Here is a 15,522-nt window from a genome sequence, read left to right as displayed (position 1 = left end):
GAAGGAACAAACCGTGCTTACGATCTACAACACGCTCACCAAGAGCAAAGAAGTTTTCAAGCCGCTGGACGGCAACAATGTGCGCATGTATGTGTGCGGCATGACCGTTTACGACTACTGCCACATTGGCCATGGCCGCAGCATGATCGCTTTCGATCTGGTGACCCGCTGGTTGCGTTTCAGCGGTTACAACCTGACTTATGTGCGCAACATCACGGATATTGAAGACAAGATCATCAATCGTGCCCGTGAAAACGGCGAGCCTTTTGAGGTACTGACCGAGCGCATGATCGCGGCGATGCATGAAGATGAAGCGCGGCTCAATATCCTGAAGCCGGATATGGAGCCTCGTGCCACGGATCATATCCCGGGCATGCACGCGATGATCCAGACCTTGATCGACAAGGGTTACGCCTACGCTCCGGGTAATGGTGACGTGTATTACCGCGTTGCCAAGTTCATGGGCTACGGCAAACTGTCACGCAAAAAGATTGAAGACCTGCGTATCGGTGCACGTATCGAGGTCGACGAGGCCAAGGATGATCCGCTGGACTTCGTGCTGTGGAAGGGCGTCAAGCCTGGCGAGCCGAGCTGGGAGTCGCCATGGGGAGCAGGTCGTCCGGGCTGGCACATTGAGTGCTCGGTGATGTCGACGTGCTGCCTGGGTGAGACGTTCGATATTCATGGAGGGGGCAGTGATCTTGAGTTCCCGCACCATGAAAACGAAATCGCCCAAAGCGAGGCGGCGACCGGTAAAACCTACGCCAATGCCTGGATGCACTGCGGGATGATTCGCATCAATGGCGAGAAGATGTCCAAATCCTTGAACAACTTCTTCACCATTCGTGACGTTCTGGCGAAATATCACCCGGAAGTGGTGCGTTATCTGTTGGTATCGAGCCACTACCGTAGCTCGATCAACTACTCAGAAGACAACCTCAAGGATGCGAAAGCAGCCCTTGATCGTTTCTACAACGCACTTAAAGGCTTGCCGAAGGTGGCTGCGGCCGGTGGCGAAGCGTTTGTCGAGCGCTTTACCCAGGTAATGAACGACGACTTCGGTACGCCGGAAGCCTGTGCGGTGCTGTTCGAGATGGTTCGCGAAATCAACCGGTTGCGTGAAACCGATCTGCAGGCTGCGGCCGGTCTGGCTGCGCGCCTCAAGCAGCTGGCGGATGTGCTGGGTGTTCTGCAGTTGGAAGCCGATGACTTCCTGCAGGCGGGCGCCGAAGGCAAAGTCGATGCCGCTAAGGTTCAGGCCTTGATTGATGCGCGTCTGGCCGCCCGTGCCGGTAAGGACTGGGCGGAGTCTGATCGGATTCGCGATCAGCTCACGGCAATGGGTGTTGTGCTGGAGGACGGTAAAGGCGGTACTACCTGGCGTCTAGCTGACTAGGTTGCCCGTTGTGTGAACAAAAGCCCGCCCAGTGCGGGCTTTTGTTTGCCTGACTTTTATCGTCGCTACTAAAAACGGCACCCGAAGGTGCCGTTATCTGCAGCGGCTTGCACAATAATCAGCCGTGCAATGCTTCAGCTGCGTACAAGGTGTTTTCCAGCAGGCAGGCGCGAGTCATCGGGCCTACGCCGCCCGGCACCGGGGTGATCCAGCCGGCGCGGGGCAGGGCGGTCTCGTAAACCACGTCGCCCACCAGCTTGCCGTCAGCCTGACGGTTGATGCCAACGTCGATCACGATGGCGCCTTCCTTGATCCATTCGCCCTTGACCAGGCCCGGTTTGCCGGCAGCTACAACCACCAGGTCGGCTCGGCCGACGTGGCCCGCCAGATCCTTGGTGAAGCGGTGGGTGACGGTCACGGTGCAGCCAGCCAGCAACAGCTCCATGGCCATTGGGCGACCCACGATGTTGGAGGCACCCACAATCACGGCGTCCATTCCGTACAGGTCCTGACCGGTGCTTTCCAGCAGGGTCATGATGCCTTTAGGCGTGCACGGGCGCAGCAGGGGGATGCGCTGTGCCAGGCGGCCGACGTTATAAGGGTGAAAACCGTCAACGTCTTTGTCCGGGCGAATGCGCTCCAGCAGTCTGGACGCATCCAGATGTTCCGGAAGGGGCAGTTGCAGCAGGATACCGTCGATGTTCGCGTCTTCATTAAGGCGGTCGATCAGGTCGGTCAGGGCTTGCTGTGTCGTATCGGAAGGCAGGTCATAGGCTTGAGAAAGGAAGCCTACCTCTTCGCAGTCTTTACGCTTGTGCGAAACATAAACCTGGGAGGCAGGATCGCTGCCGACCAGAATCACTGCCAGGCCAGGGGTGCGCAGGCCTTGCTCGTGGCGCTCGGCGACACGTTTGGCAATCTGCTGGCGCAGGCTGGCGGCGATCGCTTTGCCGTCGATTAGTTGTGCAGTCATTACGCGTGATTAACCATCGTAAAGGGTGGAAAAAGGACGTGCATTCTCGCATGCCGTGGCGTAAGGGCAAAGGCGCTTGGTCTGCTTATTCCCCTAACCCCTTTATATTTCTAAACTTTTTTCAAAAAAGAGTTGACGACTTCCCGACTCACCTATAACATTCGTCGCACTTGTCGGGCACAGCCTAGCACTGGTTAAGAAGGTAGAGCGAAGTTGATGTCTAGCTTGGTGATACTGAAAGCACTTAGTTTGTAGTCGTCACAGAATACAGATTAACAAGGCGCCCGTAGCTCAGCTGGATAGAGCATCCGCCTTCTAAGCGGATGGTCGCAGGTTCGAGTCCTGCCGGGTGCGCCATTAGGCAGCTTTGGCACAAGTAAGGCAACACAGGCAATATGGTGGGCGTAGCTCAGTTGGTAGAGCACGGGATTGTGACTCCCGTTGTCGAGGGTTCGATCCCCTTCGTCCACCCCATATTTAGAAAGACGCCAGATTAATCATCTGGCGTCTTTGCTTCAAAAGTTTGAAATGCGGATGTGGTGGAATTGGTAGACACACTGGATTTAGGTTCCAGCGCCGCAAGGTGTGAGAGTTCGAGTCTCTCCGTCCGCACCAAATTTAGTGGTTCATCCACTGTTTGACAAAAAGGCGCAGCACCTGAAAAGGGCTGCGCCTTTTTCGTTCTGGCGGTTTTTGGTTCTGATAGGGGTGTCGGGCGATTTTCCGGCGTTGAGGTGAGCTGCATTGTGTTGCGGCATGATGCGGTTTTTTGATCTTCATGCGCCGTAGAGAGCTTGTCGGGCGCCTGTCTGATGCTTGCTTCTATATAGAAGGCTCTGAATTAGGGTCTGTGTGTAAAGGTTTGTGTGTTCTGAGGTGGTTAAGCAAATGATTGCTTCCGCTTAATAATGTACCTGCTGTTTCTTTGCTCGATTCCGGTAGGGTGACTTCTTGAGTTTGACCCTCTAGAATGCATGCCCTTGATTATGGGGTCGGAAACGGCCGGCTAACGTCTGTGCAACGAGGAATATCCATGCAAGTTTCTGTTGAAAATACTTCCGCTCTTGAGCGTCGCATGACCATTGGCGTGCCAGCTGAGCGTATTGAGGCTGAAGTCAACAAGCGTCTGCAACAGACTGCCCAAAAGGCCAAGATCCCGGGCTTCCGTCCAGGCAAGGTGCCAATGAGCGTGATTCGTCAGCGTTACGAAGCTGATGCACGTCAAGAAGCTCTGGGCAATGTGATCCAGGCATCCTTCTATGAAGCAGTGGTTGAGCAAAAGCTGAACCCTGCCGGCCAGCCTTCGGTCGAGCCTAAGGTCTTTGAAAAAGGCAAGGATCTGGAATACGTTGCCACGTTCGAAGTTTTCCCTGAATTCGAAGTGACCGGTCTGGACACCATCGCCATCGAGCGCCTGAGCGCCGAAGTGGCTGATGCCGACCTGGATAAAATGCTGGACGTGCTGCGCAAGCAGAACACCCGCTTTGAAGTGACTGAGCGTGCCGCTCAGAACGAAGACCAACTGAACATCGATTTCGTTGGCAAGGTTGATGGCGAAGTATTCGCTGGCGGTTCCGCCAAGGCTACCCAGCTGGTTCTGGGTTCGGGCCGCATGATCCCAGGCTTCGAAGAAGGTCTGGTGGGTGCCAAGGCTGGCGAAGAGCGCGTTCTGAACCTGACTTTCCCGGCTGACTACCAGAACCTGGACCTGGCTGGCAAAGCCGCTGAGTTCACTGTAACAGTCAACACTGTATCCGAGCCCAAGCTGCCGGAACTGAACGAAGAATTCTTCGCCCAGTTCGGTATCAAGGAAACGGGTCTGGAAGGTTTCCGTGCTGAAGTTCGCAAGAACATGGAGCGCGAGCTGCGTCAGGCGATCAAATCCAAGGTCAAGAATCAGGTAATGGACGGTCTGTTGGCTGCCAACCCGATCGAAGTGCCTAAGGCATTGCTGTCCAGCGAAGTTGATCGTCTGCGCGTTCAGGCTGTTCAGCAGTTCGGTGGCAACATCAAGCCGGACCAACTGCCGGTTGAGCTGTTCGAAGAGCAAGCCAAGCGCCGTGTAGTGCTGGGCCTGATCGTGGCTGAAGTGGTCAAGCAGTTCGACCTCAAGCCTGACGAAGATCGCGTTCGCGAAATGATTCAGGAAATGGCTTCCGCTTACCAGGAGCCGGAGCAGGTTGTAGCTTGGTACTACAAAAATGACCAGCAATTGAACGAAGTGCGTTCGGTTGTGCTGGAAGAGCAAGTTGTGGATACTGTTCTGCAGAAGGCTAAGGTGACCGATAAAGCGGTCTCTTACGAAGAAGCTGTTAAGCCGGTGGAAGCTCCACAAGCCGACTGATTTCTGAATCGTTAGAAAACACAACCATAAGCCAGCCTCGAGCTGGCTTATGCGTATTCCAGACATGACTATTTGGGAGTGACTGCCGGACATGTCCCGCAATTCTTATATTCAGCAGAACTCTGACATCCAGGCCGCAGGCGGCCTGGTCCCGATGGTTGTTGAGCAGTCTGCCCGTGGCGAACGTGCCTATGACATCTATTCGCGCCTGTTGAAGGAGCGAATCATCTTCCTGGTAGGCCCTGTAGAAGACTACATGGCCAACCTGGTGGCGGCGCAGCTGTTGTTCCTTGAGGCCGAAAATCCGGACAAGGACATCCATCTTTACATCAACTCACCGGGTGGTTCGGTAACTGCTGGCATGTCGATCTACGACACCATGCAGTTCATCAAACCGGACGTGTCGACCATCTGTATCGGTCAAGCGTGCAGCATGGGTGCATTCCTGTTGGCTGGCGGCGCGCCAGGCAAGCGTCACTGCCTGCCTAACTCGCGCATGATGATTCACCAGCCGTTGGGCGGTTTCCAGGGTCAGGCGTCGGATATCGACATCCATGCCAAGGAAATCCTCAACATTCGTCATCGTTTGAACTCGCTGTTGGCTCACCACACCGGTCAAACGCTCGAAACCATCGAGCGCGATACCGAACGTGACAACTTCATGAGCGCCGAGCGTGCAGCCGAATATGGTCTGATCGACTCTGTGTTCAGCAAGCGTCAAATGCCCGCTTAAGCAGCACAAGTGTGGCCGGTCGGGTTAACTGACCACCTGTGGGCTTGAAAAAGCCCGCAGTTGCCTTCATCTTGTGTTGCAAGCCTATCGGATTTGGATCGATCGAATGACTGACACCCGCAACGGCGAGGACAACGGCAAATTGCTCTATTGCTCCTTCTGTGGCAAAAGCCAGCATGAAGTGCGCAAATTGATTGCCGGCCCCTCGGTCTTTATCTGCGACGAATGCGTCGACCTGTGCAATGACATCATCCGTGAGGAGGTGCAGGAAGCCCAGGCCGAAAGCAGCGCGCATAAATTACCTTCGCCAAAAGAAATCAGCGGCATTCTTGATCAATACGTCATTGGTCAGGAACGTGCCAAAAAGGTTTTGGCTGTAGCGGTGTATAACCACTACAAGCGCCTTAACCAGCGTGACAAAAAGAATGACGACGTCGAACTCGGCAAGAGCAACATCCTGCTGATCGGCCCGACCGGCTCGGGTAAAACCCTGCTGGCAGAAACCCTGGCCCGTCTGCTGAATGTGCCGTTTACCATTGCTGACGCAACCACGCTGACTGAAGCCGGTTACGTGGGCGAGGATGTGGAAAACATCATTCAGAAGCTGCTTCAGAAATGCGATTACGATGTAGAGAAGGCCCAGATGGGTATTGTCTATATCGATGAAATCGACAAGATTTCGCGCAAATCCGACAATCCTTCGATTACCCGCGATGTTTCCGGCGAAGGGGTCCAGCAGGCCTTGCTCAAGCTGATTGAAGGCACCGTGGCTTCCGTGCCGCCTCAAGGTGGCCGCAAGCATCCGCAGCAGGAATTCTTGCAGGTTGATACCCGCAACATCCTGTTTATCTGTGGTGGTGCGTTCTCGGGTCTGGAAAAGGTTGTACAGGCTCGTTCGACGCGTGGGGGCATCGGCTTCAGTGCTGAAGTTCGCAGTAAGGAAGAGGGCAAGAAGGTTGGCGAATCCTTGCGTGAAGTCGAGCCTGACGATCTGGTCAAGTTCGGTCTGATCCCGGAATTCGTGGGTCGTCTGCCTGTTTTGGCGACGCTGGATGAGCTTGATGAAGCTGCATTGATGCAGATCCTCACCGAGCCGAAAAACGCGTTGACCAAGCAGTACGGCAAGCTGTTCGAGATGGAAGGCGTTGATCTTGAGTTCCGTGCCGATGCCTTGAAAGCCGTCGCCAAGCGTGCGCTTGAGCGCAAGACTGGCGCACGTGGCCTTCGTTCTATTCTTGAAGGCGTGCTGCTTGACACCATGTATGAAATCCCCTCGCAGTCCGAGGTGAGTAAAGTGGTGATCGACGAAAGCGTTATTGAAGGCAAGTCCAAGCCGTTGTTGATTTATGAAAACAACGAAGCGACTGCCAAGGCTGCACCTGACGCGTAAGTGTATTGCTTTGTATTACACGCTGCGTGTTAAAGAAGGGGCCTTCGGGCCCCTTTGTTTTTCCTGTCGTTCAATGCTTGTTTTTTTTCGAGACTGCCCCCATCTTGGCTTCAAGCTTACATCCATCTGATTACGGCCTTATGGCCGCCGTAGAGGCGAAATCATGAAGACAACCATCGAATTGCCTCTCCTGCCATTGCGCGATGTTGTGGTGTATCCGCACATGGTGATCCCACTGTTCGTGGGACGCGAGAAATCAATCGAGGCCCTTGAGGCTGCGATGACGGGCGACAAGCAGATTCTGCTGTTGGCTCAAAAAAATCCTGCGGACGATGATCCGGGCGAAGATGCCCTTTATCGCGTAGGTACTATCGCCACGGTCTTGCAGTTGCTCAAGCTCCCGGATGGCACCGTTAAAGTACTGGTCGAAGGCGAGCAGCGTGGTGCTGTCGAGCATTTTGGCCAGGCGGATGGTTACCTGAGTGCAGAAGTCTCTTTGATCGATGAAGAGGCAGCACCGGAACGAGAGTCCGAAGTATTCGTACGCAGCCTGCTCTCGCAGTTCGAGCAGTATGTGCAGCTGGGGAAAAAAGTCCCGGCCGAGGTTCTGTCTTCGCTTAACAGCATTGATGGGCCAAGTCGTCTGGTCGATACGATGGCTGCCCACATGGCGCTCAAGATCGAACAGAAGCAGGAAATTCTTGAAATCATTGACCTGCAAACCCGGGTCGAGCACGTCCTGGCGTTGCTGGATGCCGAGATTGACCTGTTGCAGGTCGAAAAACGTATTCGTGGCCGTGTCAAAAAGCAAATGGAGCGCAGCCAGCGCGAGTACTACCTGAATGAGCAGATGAAGGCCATTCAGAAAGAGCTGGGCGATGGTGACGAAGGTCACAACGAAATCGAAGAGCTGAAAAAGCGTATCGATGCGGCGGGCTTGCCAAAGGATGCAATGGCCAAGGCCCAGGCCGAGTTGAACAAGCTCAAGCAAATGTCTCCGATGTCTGCAGAAGCCACTGTGGTGCGCTCCTACATCGACTGGCTGGTTCAGGTGCCGTGGAAGGCTCAGAGCAAGGTACGCCTTGACCTGAAGCGTGCAGAGGACATCCTTGACGCTGATCACTACGGTCTGGACGAAGTCAAAGAGCGGATTCTCGAATACCTCGCCGTGCAGAAGCGCGTGAAGAAAATTCGTGGCCCGGTTCTGTGTCTGGTAGGACCTCCTGGTGTGGGTAAAACCTCGCTGGCAGAATCCATTGCTCACGCAACGAACCGCAAGTTCGTACGCATGGCTTTGGGTGGCGTTCGTGATGAGGCGGAAATTCGTGGTCATCGCCGCACCTACATCGGTTCGATGCCAGGTCGATTGATTCAAAAAATGACAAAGGTGGGCGTTCGCAACCCGTTGTTCCTGCTCGATGAAATCGACAAAATGGGCAGCGATATGCGTGGCGATCCGGCCTCTGCATTGCTCGAAGTACTGGATCCCGAACAAAACCACAACTTCAATGACCATTACCTGGAGGTCGACTACGACCTGTCCGATGTAATGTTCCTGTGCACCTCCAACTCGATGAACATCCCGCCGGCCTTGCTGGACCGGATGGAAGTCATTCGTCTGCCGGGCTACACCGAAGACGAAAAAATCAATATCGCGGTCAAATACCTCGCACCCAAGCAAATTGAGGCCAATGGCCTGAAGAAGGGTGAGCTGGCATTCGACAACGAAGCGATTCGGGACATCATTCGTTATTACACGCGTGAAGCCGGTGTGCGGGGCCTTGAGCGCCAGATCGCGAAGATTTGCCGCAAGGCGGTCAAAGAGCATGCGATGGAAAAACGCTTCACGGTGACCGTGACTCCGGAGCTCCTGGAGCACTTCCTGGGCGTAAGAAAATTCAGCTACGGCCTCGCCGAGCAGCAGGACCAGATCGGTCAAGTGACCGGGTTGGCCTGGACTCAGGTGGGGGGCGAATTGCTGACGATTGAAGCCGCCGTTGTGCCGGGTAAGGGCCAGTTGATCAAGACCGGCTCGCTCGGTGACGTGATGCTTGAGTCGATTACCGCAGCTTTGACGGTGGTTCGAAGCCGCGCCAAGAGCCTCGGTATCCCATTGGATTTCCACGAGAAACGAGACATTCACATCCACATGCCGGAAGGCGCTACGCCCAAGGATGGCCCAAGTGCGGGTGTCGGCATGTGCACGGCACTGGTCTCTGCATTGACACTTATTCCTGTGCGAGCAGATGTTGCAATGACCGGTGAAATTACTCTGCGTGGCCAGGTATTGGCGATCGGAGGCTTGAAGGAAAAGTTATTGGCTGCTCACCGCGGTGGGATCAAGACGGTAATTATTCCTGAAGAGAATGTTCGCGATCTGAAGGAAATTCCTGACAACATCAAACAGGATCTTCAAATCAAACCGGTTAAATGGATTGACGAGGTCCTGCAAATTGCGCTGCAATACGCGCCGGAGCCCTTGCCGGATGTGGCTCCCGAGATTGTTGCCAAGGACGACAAGCGAGAGTCTGACTCTAAGGAAAGAATTAGCACGCATTAATACGGATTTGCCTGATGTGCTTTCTTGACGCTTTTTAGAGCCCTTGTTATAAAGCGGCTCTATAAGTGTCAATAAGTGCTTCAGCAATCGTTTTGCTTTCACCAAAAAAACTTTAGAAACATACTCAAACAGATATAAGGGGACTTAGAGTGAACAAGTCGGAACTGATTGATGCTATCGCTGCATCTGCTGATATCCCGAAAGCTGCAGCTGGTCGTGCACTGGACGCAGTAATCGAATCCGTCACTGGTGCTCTTAAGGCTGGCGACTCTGTGGTACTGGTTGGCTTTGGTACTTTCTCTGTAACCGATCGTCCTGCTCGTACTGGTCGTAACCCACAGACCGGTAAAACGCTGGAAATTCCTGCTGCTAAAAAGCCTGGTTTCAAAGCCGGCAAAGCACTGAAAGAAGCGGTTAACTAAGTTTCTGTAACACCTTTTACCCAACCGGGTCAGGCGCACGCCAGGCTTGGCAGCGGAGCGGTAGTACCGTCGATGATGACATCGTCGTGTTACGCCGGGGGTCGCGGGTTCGAGCCCGGTCCGCTCCGCCAGTTACGAGAAGGCGCATCCTCGGATGCGCCTTTCTTCTATCCGGACTCTACCCACGCTCCACGGTTGTTCATTACGTAAGACCGTTTCTGGGGGAAGCATGCTGCAAAATATCAGGGACAATTCACAAGGTTGGATTGCCAAGACCATCATCGGAGTCATCGTCGCGTTAATGGCGTTGACAGGTTTCGATGCCATTTTCCAAGCCACCTCTACCAGCCAGGATGCCGCCAAGGTAAACGGTGAAGAAATCACTCAGACCGAACTGAGCCAGGCCGTCGACATGCAACGTCGTCAGTTGATGCAGCAGTTGGGCAAGGATTTCGACGCTTCTCTGCTGGATGAGAAGATGCTGCGCGAAGCGGCCCTCAAGGGGTTGATCGATCGCAAGCTGTTGCTGCAAGGCGCCAATGAAGCGAAGTTCTCCTTCTCCGAGGCGGCACTGGATCAAGTGATTCTGCTGACTCCTGAGTTTCAGGAAGATGGCAAGTTCAGCCCTGAGCGTTTCGATCAGGTGATTCGTCAGCTGGGCTACGGCCGTCTGCAGTTCCGCGACATGCTGGGACAGGAAATGCTGATCGGTCAGCTACGCGCCGGTTTGGCCGGCAGCGGCTTTGTGACCGATGAGCAGGTGAATGCATTTGCCCGTCTTGAAAAGCAAACCCGTGATTTCGCTTCTCTGAACATCAAGGCCGACCCGGCCGCGGTGAAACTCAGCGACGACGAAATCAAGGCCTACTACGACGAGCATGCCAAAGAGTTCATGACGCCGGATCAGGTCGTGATCGACTACATCGAATTGAAGAAGTCGGCATTCTTTGATCAGGTGGCTGTCAAAGATGATGAGCTGCAAGCGCTTTATCAGAAAGAAATTGCCAACCTGGCAGAACAACGTCGTGCTGCGCACATTCTGATCGAAGTCAACGACAAGGTCAGCGACGAGCAGGCCAAAACGAAGATCGCCGAGATTCAGCAGCGATTGGCCAAGGGCGAAAGCTTCGAGGCATTGGCCAAGGAATTCTCCCAGGATCCGGGTTCGGCTGCCAATGGCGGCGATCTGGGCTTCGCGGGTCAGGGTGTCTATGATCCGGTGTTCGAAACAGCGCTCTATGCTCTGAACAAGGATCAGGTTTCCGAACCGGTGCGTACCAGCTTCGGTTATCACCTGATCAAGCTGCTGGGTGTTGAAGCACCTGAGGTGCCGAGCTTCGCCAGTTTGAAAGACAAGCTGACGCGTGATCTGAAAACTCAACAGGTTGAGCGCAGCTTCGTTGACGCGACCAAGCAGCTTGAGGATTCGGCTTTTGAAGCATCGGATCTGGCCCAGCCTGCCCAGGAGTTGAAGCTGACTGTGCATACCTCTGAGCCATTTGGTCGAGAGGGTGGTGATGGCATTACGGCCAATCGTGCTGTGATCCAGGCTGCATTCAGCACTGAAGTGATGGATGAGGGTGCGAACAGCACTGCCATCGAACTCGATCCCGAGACCGTGGTTGTATTGCGCGTCAAGGAGCACCGCAAGCCTGAGCAGTTGCCTCTGGAAGCCGTTGCCTCGAGCATTAGTGCGCAACTGGTCAAGGAGCATGCAAGTGCTGCTGCCAAGACCAGGGCTGAAGACATCATCAAAGGACTGCGCGATGGCAAGCTGCCGTTGAATCAGCCGGTCGATGGTCAGTCGTGGAAGGCGCAAGAAGCGGTTGCCCGGAGCCAGGAAGGTATCGATCCTGCTGTCCTGCAAGCCGTGTTCCGCATGGCCAGACCTGAATCCAAGGACAAGCCGACGTTTGGCAGTGTGACCTTGGCCGATGGCAGTGTTGTCGTGTTGCGTTTGAATGGCGTTAACGATTCCGCGCAACCCACCGAAGAAGAGAAAGCGTCCTATCGCCGCTTCCTCGCTTCGCGTGCTGGCCAGCAAGACTTTGCAGCCTACCGCAAGCAGCTGGAAAACGAGGCCAAGGTCGAGCGCTACTAAGCGTTCTTCGTAGCCTCACTAAAAATGGCCGCTCATTGAGCGGCCATTTTTTATGGGCGGTAAAGTAGCCCCGGCGGGGAGTCCTTGGGCATCAGAACGAAAAACGCCCGATGCAATCAATGCACCGGGCGTTATTGGGTAACGATGACGAAGTGCTTACTCTTCGATGTTGCCCATTGCGGTGGTGTTGAAACCGCCGTCTACGTACATGATTTCGCCGCTGATGCCAGACGCCAGGTCCGAGCACAGGAAGGCGCCGGCATTGCCGACTTCGTCGATGGTGACGTTACGGCGCAGAGGCGTTTGTGCTTCGTTGGCCGCCAGCATTTTGCGGAAGTTCTTGATCCCGGACGCTGCCAGTGTGCGGATCGGACCTGCCGATACGCAGTTAACGCGTGTGCCTTCAGGGCCCAGGCTGCCTGCCAGGTAACGTACACCGGCTTCCAGGCTGGCCTTGGCCATGCCCATCACGTTGTAGTTAGGCATGGTGCGCTCTGCGCCCAGGTAGGACAGGGTCAGCAGGCTACCGTTGCGGCCTTTCATCATCGGGCGGCCAGCTTTGGCCAGGGCCACGAAGCTGTAGGCGCTGATGTCGTGAGCAATGCGGAAACCTTCACGGGTGGTGGCGTCAGTGAAGTCACCGTCCAGTTGGTCGCCCGGAGCGAAGCCTACAGAGTGAACGATGCAGTCCAGGCCATCCCACTTTTTGCTCAGTTCTTCGAAAACCTTGGCGATTTCTTCATCGCTGGCAACGTCGCAAGGGAAGCACAGTTCAGGGCTGGAGCCCCAACCTGCAGCGAACTCTTCAACGCGGCCTTTAAGCTTTTCGTTCTGATAAGTGAAGGCAAGTTCGGCGCCTTCACGGTGCATGGCGGCAGCAATGCCAGAAGCGATGGACAATTTGCTAGCGACACCGACGATCAGGACGCGCTTACCGGCGAGAAAACCCATGTGTTGTTCCTCTATCAGGTTAATCGACAGCCACTGGTGCCAAAAAGGCGGCTTCCAGCAGCTGTTGTGTATATGGATGTTGCGGTGAGGCAAAGATATTTTGCGCTTCACCCTGTTCGACCACTTGGCCATGCTTGACCACCATCAATTGGTGGCTCAGCGCTTTGACTACCGCCAGATCATGGCTGATAAACAAATATGTCAGGTTGTACTTGGCTTGCAGTGAGCGCAACAGCTCGACTACCTGACGTTGTACGGTCCGGTCCAACGCTGACGTTGGCTCGTCCAGCAAAATCAACGCCGGCTTTAACACCAATGCGCGGGCAATGGCGATTCTTTGCCGTTGTCCGCCTGAAAACTCGTGAGGGTAGCGGTGCCGGGTTTCCGGATCCAGGCCTACTTCTCGCAAGGCTTCAATAATAGCGGTTTCTTGCTCCTGGGCGGTGCCCATACGGTGAATACGCAAGCCTTCACCGACAATCTCGCTCACGCTCATGCGTGGGCTGAGGCTGCCGAAAGGGTCCTGGAACACCACCTGCATTTCCCGTCGCAGCGGTCTGACTTCTTGCTGCGACAAACAGTCTAATCGTTTGTCTCCAAAACGGATCGAGCCCTTGCTGGCAATCAAGCGCAAAATTGCCAGGCCCAGGGTCGATTTTCCTGAGCCGCTTTCTCCCACGATACCCAAGGTTTGCCCACGTGGAAGGCTGAAGTTGATGCCGTCGACGGCCTTCACATGGTCGACCGTCTTGCGCAACAGCCCTTTTTTGATCGGGAACCAGACTTTCAAGTCCTCGACGTCCAGCAAGGGTGGCCCGGCAACAGTGCTGGCGGGGCCTCCACTGGGCTCTGCACTGAGCAGTTCCCGCGTGTAGGGATGTTGCGGCGAACGGAACAACTGTTCGCACGATGCTTGTTCGACGATGCAACCGCGCTGCATGACACATACTCGGTGGGCAATTCGTCGAACAAGGTTCAAATCGTGACTGATCAGTAGCAATGACATGCCCAGCCGGGCTTGCAGATCTTTCAATAAATCGAGAATTTTCAGCTGGACCGTTACGTCCAGCGCCGTGGTCGGTTCGTCGGCAATCAACAGCTCAGGTTCGTTGGCCAGGGCCATGGCGATCATGACTCGCTGTCTCTGGCCGCCTGAGAGCTCGTGTGGCAATGCCTTGAGACGTTTTGCAGGTTCCGGTATGCCGACCAGCTCGAGAAGCTCCAGGGTGCGGCGTGTGGCCGCCTTGCCCGTGAGCCCTTTGTGAATCCCGAGAACTTCATTGATTTGCTTCTCAATGCAGTGCAAGGGGTTCAGTGAGGTCATGGGTTCTTGAAAAATCATCGCAATCCGGTTGCCACGAATATGCCGCAGTTTTTTCTCGTTCAGGGTCAGCAGGTCGTGTCCCGAATACAGGATGCTGCCGCTCGGATGGCGGGCGATGGGGTAGGGCAGCAATCTCAGGATAGAGTGTGCGGTGACCGATTTACCCGAGCCGCTTTCGCCAACCAGCGCGAGCGTTTCCCCGCGCTTGATATCAAAACTGATGCCTTGCACCACGCGCTGCGGTTTTCCATCGCCTGCAAACTCAACAGAGAGATCGCGCACTTCGATCAGGTTGTCCTGCGTCATCTCATTTCCTCGGGTCGAAGGCATCGCGAGCGGACTCACCGATAAATACCAGCAGGCTAAGCATTATCGCCAGCACCGCGAAGGCGCTCATCCCCAGCCAGGGCGCTTGCAGGTTGGATTTACCCTGGGCGACCAGCTCACCCAGCGAGGGCGCACCCGGCGGTAGACCGAAACCCAAAAAGTCGAGGGCCGTGAGCGTGCCGATCGCCCCGGTCAAAATAAACGGCATGAAGGTCATGGTTGAAACCATGGCGTTGGGCAAAATGTGGCGGTACATGATCGCCATGTTTTGCATGCCCAGGGCGCGGGCAGCCCGCACATATTCCAGGTTGCGCCCACGCAGGAACTCGGCCCGCACCACGTCTACGAGGCTCATCCACGAGAACAGCAGCATGATCCCCAGCAGCCACCAAAAGTTGGGCTGGACAAAGCTGGCCAGAATGATCAGCAGGTAAAGCACGGGCAAGCCTGACCAGATCTCAAGAAAGCGCTGGCCGACAAGATCGACCCAGCCGCCATAAAAACCCTGGAGCGCGCCAGCAATGACGCCAATGACCGAGCTCAGGAGGGTCAGGGTCAGCGCGAACAGCACCGAGATCCTGAAGCCGTAGATGACCCGGGCCAGAACATCGCGCCCCTGATCATCGGTCCCCAGCCAGTTTTCCGCCGAAGGCGGTGCGGGGGCGGGCACTTTCAGGTCGTAGTTGATGCTCTGGTAGCTGTAGGGGATGGGCGGCCAAATGACCAGGGCATCTTTTTTGGCCAGCAATTCACGGATATACGGACTTTTGTAGTTGGCTTCGAGGGGGAACTCGCCGCCAAAATCTGTCTCGGGGTAGCGCTTGAGGGCGGGAAAATACCAGTCGCCGTCGTAATGGATGACCAGTGGCTTATCGTTGGCGATCAACTCAGCCCCCAGGCTTAGTCCGAACAGCACCAGAAAGATCCACAGTGACCACCAGCCACGCTTGTTTTGCTTGAAGCGCTCGAAGCGTCTTCGATTCAGAGGCGATAGCTTCATC

At 55.2% G+C, this 15,522-nt stretch carries 11 protein-coding genes and 3 tRNA genes; 10 read left to right on the top strand and 4 right to left on the bottom strand.

What is annotated here, in order from left to right:
• The first annotated feature begins 13 nt into the window (after positions 1-13).
• Positions 14-1,396, top strand: coding sequence for a cysteine--tRNA ligase (gene cysS / locus DQN55_RS15735; RefSeq protein WP_048379370.1), 1,383 nt, complete (start codon positions 14-16; stop codon positions 1,394-1,396).
• A gap of 118 nt (positions 1,397-1,514) precedes the next feature.
• Here cysS and folD read toward each other — a convergent pair whose 3' ends face one another.
• Positions 1,515-2,369 carry a bifunctional methylenetetrahydrofolate dehydrogenase/methenyltetrahydrofolate cyclohydrolase FolD gene (folD, locus tag DQN55_RS15730; RefSeq protein WP_048379372.1) on the bottom strand — a complete coding sequence of 285 codons (855 nt, stop codon included), beginning with the start codon at positions 2,367-2,369 and terminating at the stop codon, positions 1,515-1,517.
• Between the two features lie 280 nt (positions 2,370-2,649).
• Here folD and DQN55_RS15725 point away from each other — a divergent pair.
• From DQN55_RS15725 to DQN55_RS15680, 9 genes are all read left to right on the top strand, one after another.
• Positions 2,650-2,726 (top strand) — tRNA-Arg (locus DQN55_RS15725).
• A gap of 41 nt (positions 2,727-2,767) precedes the next feature.
• Positions 2,768-2,843, top strand: a tRNA-His gene (locus DQN55_RS15720).
• Between the two features lie 56 nt (positions 2,844-2,899).
• Positions 2,900-2,984: transfer RNA gene (locus DQN55_RS15715), tRNA-Leu, on the top strand.
• Between the two features lie 418 nt (positions 2,985-3,402).
• Positions 3,403-4,713 (top strand): trigger factor, encoded by a 1,311-nt coding sequence (gene tig / locus DQN55_RS15710; protein WP_048379374.1) that lies wholly within the window; start codon positions 3,403-3,405, stop codon positions 4,711-4,713.
• Between the two features lie 91 nt (positions 4,714-4,804).
• Positions 4,805-5,446, top strand: a complete 642-nt coding sequence (gene clpP / locus DQN55_RS15705; protein WP_019408040.1) for an ATP-dependent Clp endopeptidase proteolytic subunit ClpP — start codon at positions 4,805-4,807, stop codon at positions 5,444-5,446.
• Between the two features lie 106 nt (positions 5,447-5,552).
• The gene (clpX, locus tag DQN55_RS15700; protein ID WP_048379377.1) at positions 5,553-6,836 is read left to right on the top strand and encodes an ATP-dependent Clp protease ATP-binding subunit ClpX; all 1,284 of its coding nucleotides are present in this window, start codon (positions 5,553-5,555) and stop codon (positions 6,834-6,836) included.
• A 163-nt stretch (positions 6,837-6,999) separates the two neighbouring features.
• On the top strand, positions 7,000-9,396 hold the full coding sequence (gene lon, locus DQN55_RS15695) for an endopeptidase La (RefSeq protein WP_048379379.1): 2,397 nt from the start codon (positions 7,000-7,002) through the stop codon (positions 9,394-9,396).
• A gap of 149 nt (positions 9,397-9,545) precedes the next feature.
• Positions 9,546-9,818 carry an HU family DNA-binding protein gene (locus tag DQN55_RS15690; RefSeq protein ID WP_003183171.1) on the top strand — a complete coding sequence of 91 codons (273 nt, stop codon included), beginning with the start codon at positions 9,546-9,548 and terminating at the stop codon, positions 9,816-9,818.
• Between the two features lie 229 nt (positions 9,819-10,047).
• The gene (locus tag DQN55_RS15680; RefSeq protein ID WP_048379381.1) at positions 10,048-11,919 is read left to right on the top strand and encodes a SurA N-terminal domain-containing protein; all 1,872 of its coding nucleotides are present in this window, start codon (positions 10,048-10,050) and stop codon (positions 11,917-11,919) included.
• A 156-nt stretch (positions 11,920-12,075) separates the two neighbouring features.
• Here the strand turns inward: DQN55_RS15680 and fabI are convergent, their stop codons facing one another.
• From fabI to DQN55_RS15665, 3 genes are read right to left on the bottom strand one after another with little or no spacing between them, the layout of a single operon-like run.
• Positions 12,076-12,870: an enoyl-ACP reductase FabI gene (fabI, locus tag DQN55_RS15675; RefSeq protein ID WP_048379384.1), complete on the bottom strand. Its 795-nt coding sequence runs from the start codon at positions 12,868-12,870 to the stop codon at positions 12,076-12,078.
• A 19-nt stretch (positions 12,871-12,889) separates the two neighbouring features.
• On the bottom strand, positions 12,890-14,500 hold the full coding sequence (locus DQN55_RS15670; RefSeq protein WP_048379386.1) for an ABC transporter ATP-binding protein: 1,611 nt from the start codon (positions 14,498-14,500) through the stop codon (positions 12,890-12,892).
• A gap of 1 nt (position 14,501) precedes the next feature.
• Complete coding sequence (locus DQN55_RS15665; protein WP_048379388.1) at positions 14,502-15,521, bottom strand: ABC transporter permease; 1,020 nt, start codon at positions 15,519-15,521, stop codon at positions 14,502-14,504.
• Position 15,522 lies beyond the last annotated feature (1 nt).

It is taken from the genome of Pseudomonas taetrolens, from assembly GCF_900475285.1.
GTDB lineage: Bacteria > Pseudomonadota > Gammaproteobacteria > Pseudomonadales > Pseudomonadaceae > Aquipseudomonas > Aquipseudomonas taetrolens.
This window is presented reverse-complemented; position numbering and strand designations above follow the sequence as displayed.

Bases quoted from the DNA above. Each gene is read 5' to 3' on its own strand.
- folD (WP_048379372.1), bottom strand. From the start codon at position 2,369: ATGACTGCACAACTAATCGACGGCAAAGCGATCGCCGCCAGCCTGCGC.
- tig (WP_048379374.1), top strand. From the start codon at position 3,403: ATGCAAGTTTCTGTTGAAAATACTTCCGCTCTTGAGCGTCGCATGACC.
- clpP (WP_019408040.1), top strand. From the start codon at position 4,805: ATGTCCCGCAATTCTTATATTCAGCAGAACTCTGACATCCAGGCCGCA.
- clpX (WP_048379377.1), top strand. From the start codon at position 5,553: ATGACTGACACCCGCAACGGCGAGGACAACGGCAAATTGCTCTATTGC.
- lon (WP_048379379.1), top strand. From the start codon at position 7,000: ATGAAGACAACCATCGAATTGCCTCTCCTGCCATTGCGCGATGTTGTG.
- DQN55_RS15680 (WP_048379381.1), top strand. From the start codon at position 10,048: ATGCTGCAAAATATCAGGGACAATTCACAAGGTTGGATTGCCAAGACC.
- fabI (WP_048379384.1), bottom strand. From the start codon at position 12,870: ATGGGTTTTCTCGCCGGTAAGCGCGTCCTGATCGTCGGTGTCGCTAGC.
- DQN55_RS15670 (WP_048379386.1), bottom strand. From the start codon at position 14,500: ATGACGCAGGACAACCTGATCGAAGTGCGCGATCTCTCTGTTGAGTTT.
- DQN55_RS15665 (WP_048379388.1), bottom strand. From the start codon at position 15,521: ATGAAGCTATCGCCTCTGAATCGAAGACGCTTCGAGCGCTTCAAGCAA.